General features: G+C 43.3%; 11 protein-coding genes. 4 read left to right on the top strand and 7 right to left on the bottom strand.

The genetic code is table 11. From position 1 onward, the window contains the following. Window positions 1-2: 2 nt before the first annotated feature. The 7 genes from AC3CID_RS01615 to AC3CID_RS01585 all read right to left on the bottom strand — a co-directional run bounded on the left by AC3CID_RS01615 (window position 3) and on the right by AC3CID_RS01585 (window position 7,738). The gene (locus tag AC3CID_RS01615) at window positions 3-842 is read right to left on the bottom strand and encodes an ExeA family protein (RefSeq protein ID WP_428783951.1); all 840 of its coding nucleotides are present in this window, start codon (window positions 840-842) and stop codon (window positions 3-5) included. Window positions 843-894: 52 nt separating this feature from the next. After that, entirely contained in the window at window positions 895-2,562 is a 1,668-nt protein-coding gene (gene mshL, locus AC3CID_RS01610) for a pilus (MSHA type) biogenesis protein MshL (RefSeq protein WP_488526864.1), read from the bottom strand. A 15-nt stretch (window positions 2,563-2,577) separates the two neighbouring features. After that, on the bottom strand, window positions 2,578-2,910 hold the full coding sequence (locus AC3CID_RS01605; RefSeq protein ID WP_488526863.1) for an MSHA biogenesis protein MshK: 333 nt from the start codon (window positions 2,908-2,910) through the stop codon (window positions 2,578-2,580). Further along, complete coding sequence (locus AC3CID_RS01600) at window positions 2,903-3,550, bottom strand: type IV pilus inner membrane component PilO (protein WP_004735949.1); 648 nt, start codon at window positions 3,548-3,550, stop codon at window positions 2,903-2,905. Before AC3CID_RS01600 ends, AC3CID_RS01605 begins: the two co-directional genes overlap by 8 nt. Beyond that, window positions 3,550-4,992 (bottom strand): MSHA biogenesis protein MshI, encoded by a 1,443-nt coding sequence (locus tag AC3CID_RS01595; protein WP_488526862.1) that lies wholly within the window; start codon window positions 4,990-4,992, stop codon window positions 3,550-3,552. Before AC3CID_RS01595 ends, AC3CID_RS01600 begins: the two co-directional genes overlap by 1 nt. A 2-nt stretch (window positions 4,993-4,994) precedes the next feature. After that, on the bottom strand, window positions 4,995-7,010 hold the full coding sequence (gene csrD, locus AC3CID_RS01590) for an RNase E specificity factor CsrD (RefSeq protein WP_108118203.1): 2,016 nt from the start codon (window positions 7,008-7,010) through the stop codon (window positions 4,995-4,997). Between the two features lie 161 nt (window positions 7,011-7,171). Further along, window positions 7,172-7,738, bottom strand: coding sequence for a single-stranded DNA-binding protein (locus tag AC3CID_RS01585; protein WP_017078845.1), 567 nt, complete (start codon window positions 7,736-7,738; stop codon window positions 7,172-7,174). 278 nt (window positions 7,739-8,016) lie between these two features. Between AC3CID_RS01585 and AC3CID_RS01580 the strand changes: the two genes are divergently transcribed. From AC3CID_RS01580 to AC3CID_RS01565, 4 genes are all read left to right on the top strand, one after another. Continuing rightward, window positions 8,017-8,664: a LuxR C-terminal-related transcriptional regulator gene (locus AC3CID_RS01580; protein WP_488526861.1), complete on the top strand. Its 648-nt coding sequence runs from the start codon at window positions 8,017-8,019 to the stop codon at window positions 8,662-8,664. 157 nt (window positions 8,665-8,821) lie between these two features. Then, entirely contained in the window at window positions 8,822-9,694 is an 873-nt protein-coding gene (galU, locus tag AC3CID_RS01575) for a UTP--glucose-1-phosphate uridylyltransferase GalU (RefSeq protein ID WP_065606690.1), read from the top strand. A 230-nt stretch (window positions 9,695-9,924) separates the two neighbouring features. Next, window positions 9,925-12,756, top strand: coding sequence for an excinuclease ABC subunit UvrA (gene uvrA / locus AC3CID_RS01570; RefSeq protein ID WP_488526860.1), 2,832 nt, complete (start codon window positions 9,925-9,927; stop codon window positions 12,754-12,756). A 96-nt stretch (window positions 12,757-12,852) separates the two neighbouring features. Further along, on the top strand, window positions 12,853-14,616 hold the full coding sequence (locus AC3CID_RS01565; protein WP_488526859.1) for a PglL family O-oligosaccharyltransferase: 1,764 nt from the start codon (window positions 12,853-12,855) through the stop codon (window positions 14,614-14,616). Window positions 14,617-14,688 lie beyond the last annotated feature (72 nt).

The following is a 14,688-nucleotide window of genomic DNA, read 5'->3' as shown; positions in this document are numbered from 1 at the left end:
AATTAATTCCAACCCCACAGTATTGGCGTTTTAAATTTAGGCTTACATACATCGTAAGTTTCATGCATGGCTGAAAACAGGTGCTGATTGTCGATACTTTTCTTATCTTCACTGAACGAGAGCAAAAGAGCCTTATGGCATAGTTGATTTATCAATCTTGGAATACCTAACGAGGAGCGACAAATCGCCTTTTTTTGATTCAAACTGAACAATCTAGGATTACCACCAGATTTAACAATCCGATTATCAATATACGCCACCGTTTCATCGAGAGTCAGCGGCCTCAGTGTTGAACTAAACGTGATTCTTTGACGAAACTGCCTAAGGTGATAAGCCTCTAATCGAGCATCCAACTCAGGCTGACCTAATAAAACAATTTGCAGCAGTTTTTTATCTTCAGTTTCAAGGTTACCGAACAACCTTAATGTTTCGAGAGCTTCATCCGATAGAGCTTGAGCCTCATCAAGAATCGCTACCACTCTTAAACCTGAGTTGTGTAACTCAATGAGCTTATGCTGAATGTTATCAACTAAGGTTGCTTCATTATCGATAGTCAAACCCAGCTCTTTAGCAACGGCTTGGCGTAAATCAGCACCAGAGAGCATAGGGTTTGGTAGGTAAATAAGAGCTGTACAATCATTTAGGTGATTGACCAACATCCGACAAACCATGGTTTTTCCAGTACCAACCTCTCCGGTGACCTTAATCACGCCCTCGCCCATTTCTAACGCCGAGATCACCGTTTGAATCGCTTCGAAATGAGGCGCTAAACCATAAAATAAATCGGTATTCGGCGTTAAAGTAAATGGCAGTTGTTCAAAACCAAAGTGAGCTTGATACATAAGTGACCTAGCTTAGTTAGATGCTGCCAATCTACATTGAGAAAATAAGCGATTACTCTTCATCAGGGAACCACTGCTGCAGCAGATCTCTAGAGCGTTCTAACTCAGTTTGCCAAGTATTCACGCCAACAATCGTTGGTTTTAGTAAGATCACTAACTCAGTTTTTTGCGTCAACTGACTGGTATTACGGAACAAATGACCGAGTGCTGGGATATCGCCAAGGAATGGTACTTTCGACGTGATATCACTGGTGTTTGACTTCATTAATCCACCAATCACCACAACATCACCATCTTGCGCACGAATCACTGAGTCAGATTCACGAATAGAGCTTTTTGCCAATGGAAGTGAAACAATACCTGTAGTTGAACCAAGGTTAAGCTCTTTCACCTCTTCTGCAACCTCAATAACGGCAGGATGAACATGCAAAAACACACTGCCTTTATCATCGATCTGAGGGGTCACATCCAGAGAAATACCAGAGAAGAATGGGGTTAACTCAACCTCAGGGGCCACATTCGCGTTATCACCACTACCAACTGCACTTGATAAATCAGTTACGTAGTATTCGTCGGTACCCACTTTTATCACTGCTTTTTGGTTATTCGCAGCAGTCACCCTTGGGCTAGATAGGACGTTCAAGTCACCCTGTGTACCCATGAAACTCAATACCGCCTCAAAGCTACCACCAGAAACAACAAGGTTAGATTGACCACCTAAAGCAGCGCCGATTGGGTCCATGCCTGGCAATGTACTTGGGATAATCGCACCAGCGGCATCTTTAACAATAGAGCCCATACCTATCGTATAGTTAGTACCATTCGACGAGAACATCTTGGTCCAGTTGATGCCTTGTTGATAGCCATCACTTAAGGTCACTTCCATGATTTTGGCTTCCAAGATAACTTGGCGCTGCAAACGCTTCTGAGAAATGCCTAAGAACTCTCGAACCTCACGAATTTCGTCAGGGTAAGCACGAACCGTAATCACACTGGCTTGTGGCGTTACCACTACACTTTGCCCATCACCAGAACCAATGAGGTGAGCAACTGCCGCTTCAAGCTGTGGCCAGAAATCACTTTCAGAGGTCGTTTCAATCTCTGTACCGCCGTTCGATGTAGAATTCGATGAGTTAGAAGAGTTGGATGAATTTGACGAGTTTGAGTTCGAGCTTGAAGAGCTCGATGAATTCGAGTCAGAAGTCGTGATCGTTCCGGTGGTGATGGTCGTCAATGAACGACCTGAACGCTTCACTTGTAAGTAATCAACTGGGATCGTCACTGTGCGTAGACCAGCAGGGTAAATCTGAATAACTTTGCCGCGTTTTTCTATATCGTAGCCATACATATCCTGAGCAACAGCCAACACTTCGTCTAACGTCACATCTGTCAGGTTTAAAGTCAGCTTCCCGGCAACGCTTGGGTGAATAGCCGTGCTGTATTCAGTGCCTTTTACCAAGCTAGCAAAAAAGGTCCTCGCTTCAACACCTTTAGCTTGAATACGAAAACGCTTAACGGTTTCCATACCCGGAGACATCGCATCCGAATTAAGCTGAGGCATCAGATCATCTTGTACTGACGAAGGAAGATCACGAAGCGCTTTGCTATTCGCTTCATTAATTGATTCGTTTAAAGACTCTTTGATCTCAACGGGATCTCTATGTCCCATCGAACAGCCGACTAAAGATGACACTAGGATTGCTACTACAAGTTTACGCATGTCTTCACTCTAACCTTAATTATTCTTAACATCTAAAGAGAACATCTCTAATTTCCACTGCTTAGAGCTTCTCTGCAGAGTGACGTATTCTGGATCTATGTTCTTAACTCGGTACCCTCTGATCATTTCTCCTTGACCGAGAATCTGACCATTCATAATGGCATAGCAAGGTGTATCGCCTTTGCACACAATGCTTTCTAGAGAAGGTAAGCGATAACGAGTTGGCGCCTTTTTAGCTGACGTTGTTTTTTGTTGTGGCGTCAACCAGCCTAATGGCGCCGTAGGATCCTGTTCGGCCCAAGCCATTTGGCTACTAAAAAGTAATGACAACAAAAGAGTTCTAACCACCGATAAACTCCTGTCTAGTACCTAGTGTGTAAACCTCAAACACCAGTCGAGCTTTAGGGTATTCTTCGACCGAATACTGAAATGTGCGCCAGTAATAACTGACAGGAAGAGACTCAAGCGCTTGAAGATAAGCGGAAATATCAAAGTAACTGCCCGTTAATTCCATTCTTACAGGGTGAAGAAAGTAGCCTGAATATTCACTGGTCTCTTGATTATTCGAAATTGCTTCTGGTTTTAACGACTCTAGCGATTCTAGCTTAAGTCCATTTCCGGCATTAAGAACACTCTCCAATAGTTGAGACATTTGAGAAGGAGTGATCAGTCCATCGACAATCTGGGAAAGCTGAAGTGACAGATCTTGGCTCTCCACCAGCAGTTTTTTGTACTCTCGATTAATATCTTTGTCTGGGTCTTTGTTTAACTTAGCTTGAAGAACGAGCAACTCACCTTGCTGTCTCTGGTTTGCCTGAGTCAGATTCATCGTCTTAGCATTTTTAGCCTGTAAATCGAGATACGCTGGCTCAACCAACAAGGTGAACAACAACATCGATAGGCCAACAAAACCACACACGAAAAGTAGCCATTTTTCTCTCTGACTTAATGCAAGAAACTTATCGCTGAGCTGGTTCCACTGCTGCATTATTTACTCTCCCTGCGAGTACTTAGCTCAAACGTCACCACATCCTGATCATTGCGCCCAATTTTTAGTTTTTCAAAAGCACGTCCAACTAAATTAAGCTCACTTTTAAACTGACCAATCCAGTTAGGAACCACATTTGCGTTACGAGCAAAGCCACTAAGATCTAAAGTATCGTGAGTCATGTAGATGTGCGAAAGAGAGATGTCATTTCGGCCTAATTTAGCTAAGGAATTCATGACGCCAGAATACCCGACTTGTTGTGATTCGTCGTATTGTCCTACCGCCTTCAAAGCCTCTTTTTTAGCCTGAGTCTCACGTTTGAGACGCGCAACTGCCGCCACTTTCTCTGGAGACGGTTTATGCTGAGTTAACTTACTATTCAATTGGTTAACTTGCTTGTTAAGCTGGTTCGAGTCATGTTGCAAAGCTGTTAGGGTTTTATCTAGATTAGAAGCTTGATACTGCATTACAGAGTAACCACCAAGTAGCAGCACACAAACGAGCCCCCAGCTCGCAACAACATTCGTCAGCGTAAAATATTCTTTCTTAGGCTTGAGATGTTCAGGGTAAAGATTGACATTAAAAGCCTCTTTTTCAGCCGCAAGCTTAACCAACAAACTCTCTGAATTATCACGCTCACCTTCAACGAGCAGAGAAACGGTCGAACTCAATGTGTTATTTAACGCGCCTTGTAACTCAGACTCATCTTCCTCATCACAGCAGATTTTCAACTGATGAAGTTGAGTACCTTTAATTTGAGAAGAAAGGTAATCAATCGAGCGTTGGAGTTCTAGAGCAAGGCCATCTAACTGCAGAGCGCTTGATGCAACACCCGTTAAAGGTGGAACAACACTACGGATGGTTCTTTGAAAGCAAACGGTATTTTCAACAAACGCACCCAGCTTAAAGTGTGAATTGGCGCTGCGCTGTAAAAGGATAAAATTAGACAGTTCGCCAGCACTGTAACCCCAGATTTCATCTTCAGGAGCAACACCTATTAATTCAACCTGAACCGAATAAGCAATATTCAAAAGCTTGTCTAACAGCTTTTTAGGTAGAACATACACTTGCAGCTTATTCGACGTCGGTAACGCGACCGCACTTGCAATAATTTCGGTCACTCTTTCAGATACAAGATCTTTGAGTAAAAAAGGCAGGGCAACCGACCATTCACTCTCTGGAATATCCGGTTTATCAATTTGGTAGGTTTGGTAGTAGTTAGCACAGACAATCAGCTGGAGGCTATTACTAGTAAACGCCTCACTGCTAAGCGATTTTTTTAGCGCACTCTCCCAGTCCCCATTAACCACGGGAATGCTAGTTACTTGAGGTTCTTGTTCTGTCGATGAAATATAAATGGCATCGTTGCCTAACATGACAACTTGAGAGCTGCCTTTATTATTAGTTGGCTTTATCTTGTCTAAAATCGCTTTAAAATTCATTGTTAACTACTACTCTTACGCCATCGATTTCTTCGTCCAACTTTCACAACAGATTCCGCTTTCGCGACCTTTTCAACTTGATTAGGCAAAGGGATAATTTGTTGTTCTTCGTCGAAATATCTCCCTTGATAGCCGTTAATGCCTAACTCTATCAAGGTGTTCTTTTCTTGTTTTGTCTCGACTCCAACAGCAATAACTTGAGTTGGAGAGTCACCGCATGCCCCAATTAAGCTTCGGACAAACAGTTGGTTTTCATGCCTTTGATCGATTTTCTTTATTAAGCTTCGATGAAGCTTAATGTAATTGACCTTTAAGTCTTTTATATAGTGAGTGCTAACAATGGTTCGTCCAGCTTGGCCAACCACAACTTTACACCCTAAACCTCGCAGCATCTTTGCCACCGGTCTCATATAATCAAGATGGGCAATCAAGTGCCCTTCTGGAAACTCAAACGCAAGCTGAGAGCGGTGCTGAGCAGAGAGCTGTAACAACTCACTTCTAAACCACTTAAAATGCTGTTTATTCGCAAATGGAGTAACATTCAGATTCACCGAATAGTTGAGAGGCTGAGTTGACTCTTTCAGCGATTTCAACAAAACCTTTAGCACCGATTGGTCCATTTGAGCTTGATAACCCACTTGCTCTACCGCAGGCATAAATCGAGAAGATTTCAATAAACCTTTATCAGGATCCTGAATTCTAGTGAATATTTCTCTATGTAATTCATTAGCTTGACCAGATTCCGGCATAAGATAACATCGCTGAGCAAAGATTACTAAATTTTCAGGAAGCAGCGCTTTATCCAATAATGTTCTCCAACGAACACTGCCTCTATCCAACTCATTTGTATTCTGCTTAGGGTAACGGCTCCAGTTATTAATACGCTCCAGCTGGGCACTCTTTAATGCTGTTTCCGTTTCATCCATGATCTGACTGTGACGCTCACCTTCGGTATACATGGTTACGCCAATATGGCACCAATTATCAGAATCTAAAGGTTCCGGCGGGGTTAGCTTGTCTAACTGCCTTAAACACTGAGCCGCCAAGGTAGCAATATCTTTAGCCCCCTGATGCGGAATAAATACGGCAAAATCAGCATCGTAATAGCGAGAAAAAATAACATCTGGATAGCGTTGAACAATATTCGACAATACTTCGCCAACTTCGATAATAAAGCCGTCAGTAACTTGCTTGTCATTAGCATCACGAACTTGCTCCCATTCGTCGATACGTATCAGTAACACACCACCTCGAGCACCGCTTTCATGCAAAGCCGATTCAAGCTTGTTATCGAATAAGACTCGGTTTGCCGTGCCTGTGAGTTTGTCTAGGAAGGTATGGGTACGAATAAAGGTATCGAAGCGGCTTCTTTCTTGACGAGCATCTTGCAGCTCTTCGATCAAGACATCCAAGGCTTCACTTGCCGTGTATGGCCATTCAAGTTCATCTCCCTTTGCATGAGCCTCAACTTGCCCTGCGAGGATCATTCTTCCTCGCTCTTCCAAGATCTCAGAACCCATCAACTGTTCCTTCAACCAACGAACACCACGAGCCAGACAGAAAAGGATCAATGCAACTGCCAAAGTAATTGACCACATTGCTTCCATTGAGTAGCTATAACCAATATAAGGAGGCAATGCTTTAAACTCGATTCGATAACCTTCATTGCGCTCTAGAATAAAGCTTCTTTCATAAAGACGATTGGGATCAATTTGTGGGGAGGTATCTTTGAAGCGATAAACGATACCAGTCTGGTTCGAGAGTTTCATCTCAACAATATTGCTCGCCTGCAACATCTTAGGCATCCAACGCTGCATCGAATACGCAGCGTCAGGATCTTCCATCTCTTTATCTACAACGTCGACAATACCAACCAAATAATGGTCTAAATATTCCTGTCCGATACGCTTAAAGGAAAGTGTGCCACCAATAAAAAGAATGAACATCGCACTGATCACTATCACAGTGACAAATGCGACCAATCGAGTGCTCAATTTTAGTGTCGGGGTATATCTCATGAATAACGAAATCCTTTTCAACTCACATTATACCGTATTGCTACTTATACTATAAATTGACGTTGTAAATAAAGCGTTAAGAATTCTAGGTAACAAAAAGCCGCGATAAACGCGGCTTTTTCCAATTTAATACTGTCTTTATAATATATTAAAAACAGGGCTTAAAATGGGATGTCATCATCAAAATCCATTGGCGGCTCATTATATTGAGGTTGAGCCTGCTGAGGAGCTTGTTGAGGTGCTTTCGGCTGTTGTTGAGCTGGAGCACTGTATTGTTGTTGTGCTTGTTGCTGCTGCTGTGGCTGCTGTGGCTGACCCCAACTACCTTGCTGTTGGTTGTTACCCATACCACCTTGAGCAGGAGCACCGCCTTGAGCACGACCGCCAAGCATTTGCATTACACCGTTGAAGCCTTGAACAACGACTTCTGTTGTGTAGCGATCTTGACCGCTTTGATCTTGCCATTTACGCGTTTGAAGTTGACCTTCAATGTAAACTTGAGAACCTTTACGTAGGTACTCACCTGCAACTTCCGCCAGCTTGCCAAACAGAGCAACACGGTGCCATTCTGTTTTTTCACGCTGTTCGCCAGTTGCTTTATCACGCCATGACTCTGACGTTGCAATGGTAATGTTCGCTACTGCACCGCCATTGGGCATGTAACGAATTTCAGGGTCATTACCTAGGTTACCCACTAATATAACTTTGTTAACTCCACGGCTAGCCATGATTTGCTCCGTCTAAATTCATAGTCTCAGAAAATTTTAGCGCACAAGAATAGCATGCTTTTCTGCAGTGATAAATCGCATTCCTATTCTCGCCTCACTACAAAGAATAAAAACGTAACAAATCATGATATTCAGAGCGATGTTGCTTTTTTCTCCACTTACAAACCTCTCATTTACTTTGATAATTGATATTCAACGCAAGTCACCATTAAGGCGCTAGAGAAGCGAAAGCATGCATGACAACGTGAAATCTCATCCCAGTTCAACAAGGAGTTTCAATGAGAAAATCTCGATATGCTCGCACTTTGCATTTTATTTGCATCGTTCCAAACGACACCTATCTACATGTAAAAGAGATAGAAAAACACTTATCTATTATTCTCTACAAAATGACACCGGACGATTTGATGTTATTTGATCGCAAGCAGAGCAACCGAATTTTACTGGTTGATTACAAAGAGGTGCCTCGATTAATCAACCTTCATCCAAATCTACCTGTGATGTGGAAAAATCATGAGATCATTCTATTCAACGTCCCCAAAGCTCTTCCCACATCGGAGTTGATTACGTTTGGCGTATTAAAAGGTCTCTTTTACAACTCTGAAGAGAAAGCCAAAATAGCGAAGGGGCTTGAAGAGGTGATCAATGGAGACAATTGGCTACCTAGAAAAGTGGCAAGCCAATTGTTGTTCTACTATCGAAATATCGTGAGCACCAATACCACCCCAACCAATGTCGACTTAACTATTAGAGAGCTGCAAGTGATTCGCTGCCTTCAATCAGGCTCATCAAACACGCAAATAGCCGATGACTTGTTTATTAGCGAATTCACCGTCAAATCTCATCTTTATCAAATATTTCGTAAGTTAGCCGTTAAGAATAGAGTCCAAGCTATTGCATGGGCAAACCAGAACTTGCTTGCATAATTGATCAGCCTCTTAAACTAACGATAATTTTGAGGAAAGCTCTAGTGAACCATACGGATTGTTGCTGAATTTTCGACATCACTTATGCTAGAGTTGCCCTCAGAAATATCAACCATTCAGGTTGAATCCATAATTATTATAGATAAAGGGTCTTACCATGATCAAAAAGTGCCTTTTCCCGGCAGCTGGCTACGGTACACGTTTTTTACCTGCAACTAAGTCAATGCCGAAAGAAATGATGCCTGTCGTAAACAAACCTCTGATTGAATACGGCGTTGAAGAGGCGATCGAAGCCGGTATGGACGGCATGTGCATCGTGACTGGCCGTGGTAAGCACTCATTGATGGACCACTTTGATAAGAACTACGAGCTTGAGCACCAGATCAGCGGCACCAATAAAGAAGATTTACTGATCAATATCCGTGAGACGATTGAAGCAGCAAACTTCACGTACATTCGTCAACGTGAAATGAAAGGCCTTGGCCACGCTATCTTGACGGGTCGCGAACTTGTGGGTGATGAACCTTTTGCAGTAGTGCTTGCTGATGACCTTTGTGTTAACGAACAGCAAGGCGTACTGGCTCAAATGGTTGCACTATACAAACAGTTCCGCTGTTCAATTGTGGCAGTCCAAGAAGTTCCAGAGGAAGAGACTCACAAATACGGTGTTATCTCTGGCGAAATGATTAAAGATGATCTTTTCCGTGTTGATGACATGGTAGAAAAGCCAGAACCAGGCACTGCGCCAAGCAACCTAGCAATCATTGGCCGTTACATTCTGACTCCAGATATCTTTGAGCTTATCGAACAGACTGAACCAGGCAAAGGCGGCGAAATCCAAATCACTGATGCATTGCTAAAACAAGCAAAAGCAGGTTGTGTATTGGCTTACAAATTTAAAGGTCAACGTTTTGACTGCGGTAGTGTTGAAGGCTATATCGAAGCAACAAATTACTGCTTTGAAAACCTATACAAAAAAGATCAGCAACAAATCGAGCTAGGTAAGCACTCAACAACAAAAGAAGCTTAATCGCTAATTTTGGCTTACTCGCTGTTTAGCTATTGATCGGTTTAGCTATTTAGCTATTTAGCTATTGAGTTAACAGCAATTAGCGGTTGGTTAACAGCACATTAAATGATTCCAAGGGTGACTCAAAAGAGTCGCCTTTTTTTGTTTACTGTTTTTTTATCCAGTAAAACTTTGCACAAATCTCACTCTATGTAATACTTTAGCCACTTAAAATTACATGGTCTATTGAGATGGATAAAATAGAAATTAGAGGCGCTCGTACGCATAACCTCAAAGACATTAACCTAACCATACCCCGTGATAAGCTGACGGTTATCACTGGTTTATCAGGTTCAGGAAAGTCGTCACTTGCGTTTGATACTCTCTATGCGGAAGGTCAACGTCGTTATGTTGAGTCTTTGTCGGCCTACGCCCGTCAATTTCTATCTCTTATGGAAAAACCCGATGTCGACCATATCGAAGGTTTATCTCCAGCCATCTCGATAGAACAAAAGTCGACCTCTCACAACCCTCGCTCAACCGTCGGTACCATCACTGAGGTCTATGATTACCTAAGACTACTTTACGCGCGAGTCGGCGAGCCACGCTGTCCTGATCACAATATCCCTCTAGCGGCGCAAACCATCAGCCAAATGGTCGACAAGGTATTAGAACTGCCTGAAGGCTCAAAGATGATGCTGATGGCACCAATCGTCAAAGAACGTAAAGGTGAGCATGTAAAGACACTGGAAAACCTAGCTGCGCAAGGCTTTATCCGAGCTCGTATTGATGGCGAGACCTGTGATCTGTCCGATCCACCCACATTGGAACTGCACAAAAAGCACACCATTGAAGTCGTGGTAGACAGATTCAAGGTTCGTCCTGATCTTCAACAACGTTTAGCCGAGTCATTCGAGACCACATTAGAGCTATCTGGTGGTATCGCTGTTGTCGGTTGGATGGATGACACCGAACAAGAAGAGATCGTGTTCTCAGCTAACTTTGCTTGTCCAAAGTGTGGCTACAGCATGCAAGAACTTGAGCCGCGCCTATTCTCATTCAACAATCCTGCAGGTGCATGTGGTACTTGTGATGGACTTGGTGTTCAACAATATTTTGATCCAAGTCGAGTGATTTTAGATGAGAACCTAAGCATTGCAGAAGGTGCGATAAAAGGCTGGGATCAGAAGAATTATTACTATTTTCAGATGCTAACGTCGCTATCAGACCATTATGGTTTTGATCTGTATGTGCCATTCAACTCTCTACCTAAAAAGACTCAAGAGATCATTCTTAAAGGATCAGGGCGTACTGAAGTGGAATTCAAATACATCAATGATCGTGGTGATATTCGAGTCAAACGTCACCCATTTGAAGGTATTTTAAATACGCTGGAGCGCCGTTACCGCGATACTGAATCTAGCGCGGTGCGTGAAGATCTTGCCAAGTACATATCAACAAAGTCGTGTTCTAGCTGTAATGGCACGCGTTTAAGATTAGAAGCTCGAAATGTCTTCATTGGCGATACCACACTGCCCGAAATCGTTGAGCTCAGCATTGCTGATGCACTCGAGTTTTTCCAAAACTTATCGCTCAGCGGTCAGCGTGGTCAGATCGCTGATAAAGTAATGAAAGAGATCAATGACCGTCTGCATTTCTTGGTGAACGTTGGTTTGAATTACCTTAATTTATCACGCAGTGCGGAAACACTGTCTGGTGGTGAAGCGCAACGGATTCGTCTCGCAAGTCAAATTGGTGCTGGTTTAGTGGGTGTTATGTATGTACTCGATGAACCATCAATTGGCCTCCACCAGCGTGATAATGAACGTCTACTGCAAACTTTGGTTCACCTCAGAGACTTAGGAAATACCGTGCTTGTTGTTGAACATGATGAAGACGCAATCCGTTGTGCTGACCATGTTATCGATATCGGCCCAGGTGCGGGTGTGCATGGTGGACACGTGGTCGCAGAAGGCACCATGCAAGACATCATCGAAAACCCGAATTCTTTAACCGGGCAATACCTGAGTGGCGCCAAAGAAATTGCGATACCAAAACAAAGAACGCCTATCGACAAGAAAAAGGTCGTCGAGATCGTTGGCGCAACGGGGAACAACCTAAAGAATGTCACTGCGACGATCCCTGTAGGCTTGTTCAGCTGTATTACGGGGGTATCGGGGTCAGGTAAATCTACACTAATCAATGACACCTTCTTTAAAGTTGCCCACACTCAATTAAACGGTGCTACAACCGCAGTTCCGGCGCAGCACAAAAAGATAAAAGGCTTAGAGCATTTCGACAAAGTGATCGATATTGATCAAAGCCCTATCGGTCGCACCCCTAGATCAAACCCTGCAACCTACACTGGTATTTTCACGCCAATTCGTGAGTTATTTGCCGGTACCCAAGAATCACGATCTCGTGGCTACAAGCCAGGTCGATTCAGTTTTAACGTTCGTGGTGGTCGCTGTGAAGCGTGTCAGGGAGACGGTGTCATCAAAGTAGAGATGCACTTCTTGCCAGATGTGTATGTGCCGTGTGATGTGTGTAAAGGTAAGCGTTATAACCGTGAAACTTTAGAAGTTCGCTACAAAGGCAAAACCATTGACGAAGTTCTAGAGATGACAGTGGAAGATGCTCGAGAATACTTCAACCCTGTTCCTGTTATCGCTCGTAAGCTGCAAACATTGATGGATGTTGGCCTTTCTTACATTCGCCTCGGACAAGCAGCGACAACCTTATCTGGTGGTGAAGCGCAGCGTGTTAAATTAGCGCGTGAATTGTCTAAACGAGACACGGGAAAAACCTTATACATTCTTGATGAACCAACAACAGGTCTTCATTTCCACGATATCCAGCAGCTATTGACGGTATTACATAGGCTGCGTGATCACGGTAATACGGTTGTCGTGATTGAGCACAACCTCGATGTCGTCAAAACAGCAGACTGGATCTTAGACCTTGGTCCTGAAGGTGGCCAAGGGGGCGGTGAGATTGTTGCAGAAGGTACACCTGAAGATGTGGCGTTAGTCGAAGGTTCACACACTGCTCGCTTCCTTAAGCCTATGTTAAATTTGAAGTAGGTGTAAAATAGCGCCCTGCGAGCAGACAGAAAAATGTTAAAGTAACAGAGCTTGTTTCAAAAGGAACAAGCTCTGTTTTTATAAGGTTAGGGATTTATGGCAACAATACACACTAGCGGTACCCAACTAGAAAATCAGGTAACTCAGCTACCACTCAATAAAGCATTTCTGGCTTCTTTAGCTGTTGTATTCTTGTTAGCCATGCATTTTTTCATGCCGAATCCTGGAGGCTCAGGCCTTGCGTTATCGTTTAACCCAACCACTTGGTTAGCTCTTAGCTTTACGTTAGCAATTGGCTTCTACCAACTCGCGACTAACCGAGTACTCAAATATTCCAAGTTAACCGTTGGTTTGCTGATCAGTTGCGTGATACTTACGCTACCCACGCTCTACAGTAACGCCTTTCCTCAAGCCGCATCTGGTCGACTACTGGGATTGTGGGCGGGCTTCGCTTTATTCGTCGTACTTCAGCAATTTAAGTTCAGCAATAAACACAAGCAACGCATGTTGTGGTTCATTGTGCTTGCTGTGGTTATACAAGCACTCTTTGGTTACGTGCAATATTTCTTACTGGAACCCGGCAATCTATTTGGTTACAACACTGCGGCTAATCGACCTTATGGGATATTCCAACAACCGAATGTTATGGCTAGCTTTTTAGCTACTGGTTTTGTGCTTTCAGCGTATCTTTTAGCGAGACAGCCCGCTAAATATAATCACAAAATTAGCGAGTCGTTCTTACTATACCTAACCCCGACCTTAACCGTACCTTTGCTGATCATCATCGCATCACGTACCGGATGGTTGGCTGCCGTCATTGGGTTTGTTTGCATTCTGCCTTATCTATACAAATTCTCGACCAAGAAACGCTTCTACGGATGGTGCGCATCAGTGGTAGTCGGTATCGTGGTCGCTTTTTCGGTAATCAGTCTCAGTACAACTGATAGCCTCGCCAGTAAAAGGGCTAACTTAGAAAGCCCACGAGCTTATACCTTCCCACAAGCGCTCGATATGATGATCGAAAAGCCATTTACAGGTTATGGCTACGGAAAATTCGAATCCGAATACACGCTATACACGGCTCGCCAACATCAACTTAACTCAAATTATCATCCCGGCCTTCCTTCAATGGATCACCCACACAATGAGTTCTTGTTTTGGGGGGTTGAGGGAGGAATAGTACCAATCATCGGGATCTTGCTTGCTGCGTTCTTAGTCATGTCACGTATAGCAAGCTCAGCGAAGGGAACACGTCTAGCACTGCTCGCACTATTTATACCGATACTCTTACATTCTCAGCTTGAGTATCCTTTTTACCACTCGGCGATTCACTGGATAACCTTTATCATTTTGATTTACTGGGTCGATCAACGAGCTTCTCGTCACTACCAACAGCCGTTTAGTATCATCAGTAAAACCCTATTTAGAGTATCGAGCTTAGTCGTCCCTATCTTGGTCAGTTTTTATATGTTGAGTGCCTTACACACCAATTATGTCCTGACTCAATTTGAACTTTCTAAACCCAGAAACCCGGATATTCTTAAGCAGGTAACAAATCCTGTAGTCTGGAAAGATCGCTATGATTGGGACGTATACAGCACCTATCTAAATATCGGCCTCTACAAAGCTGATCCTAGCTTGATCCAACCTTATATAGATTGGTCGTTAGAGATCATAAAACGAAAGCCAAGGCCTGCTTTCTACAGCAACCTGATTCTTGCATATCAAGGATTGGGCGATCACAGTAAAGCAGAACAAATTCGTAGTGAAGCGAGCTTCTTGTTCCCAAATAGAGACTTTTCCAAGGTTCAATATAAGAAAATATCAGAAGCTGAAAATAACATTTCTTCTGCTAAATGACGCCAAGAAATCTAGAGTTAATTCACCATATTGACGTTTAGTCTAGACACAAAAAAGCGCACGATCTCTCGT

The sequence above is a fragment of the Vibrio sp. QJM3NY_21 genome, assembly GCF_057785975.1.
This window is presented reverse-complemented; position numbering and strand designations above follow the sequence as displayed.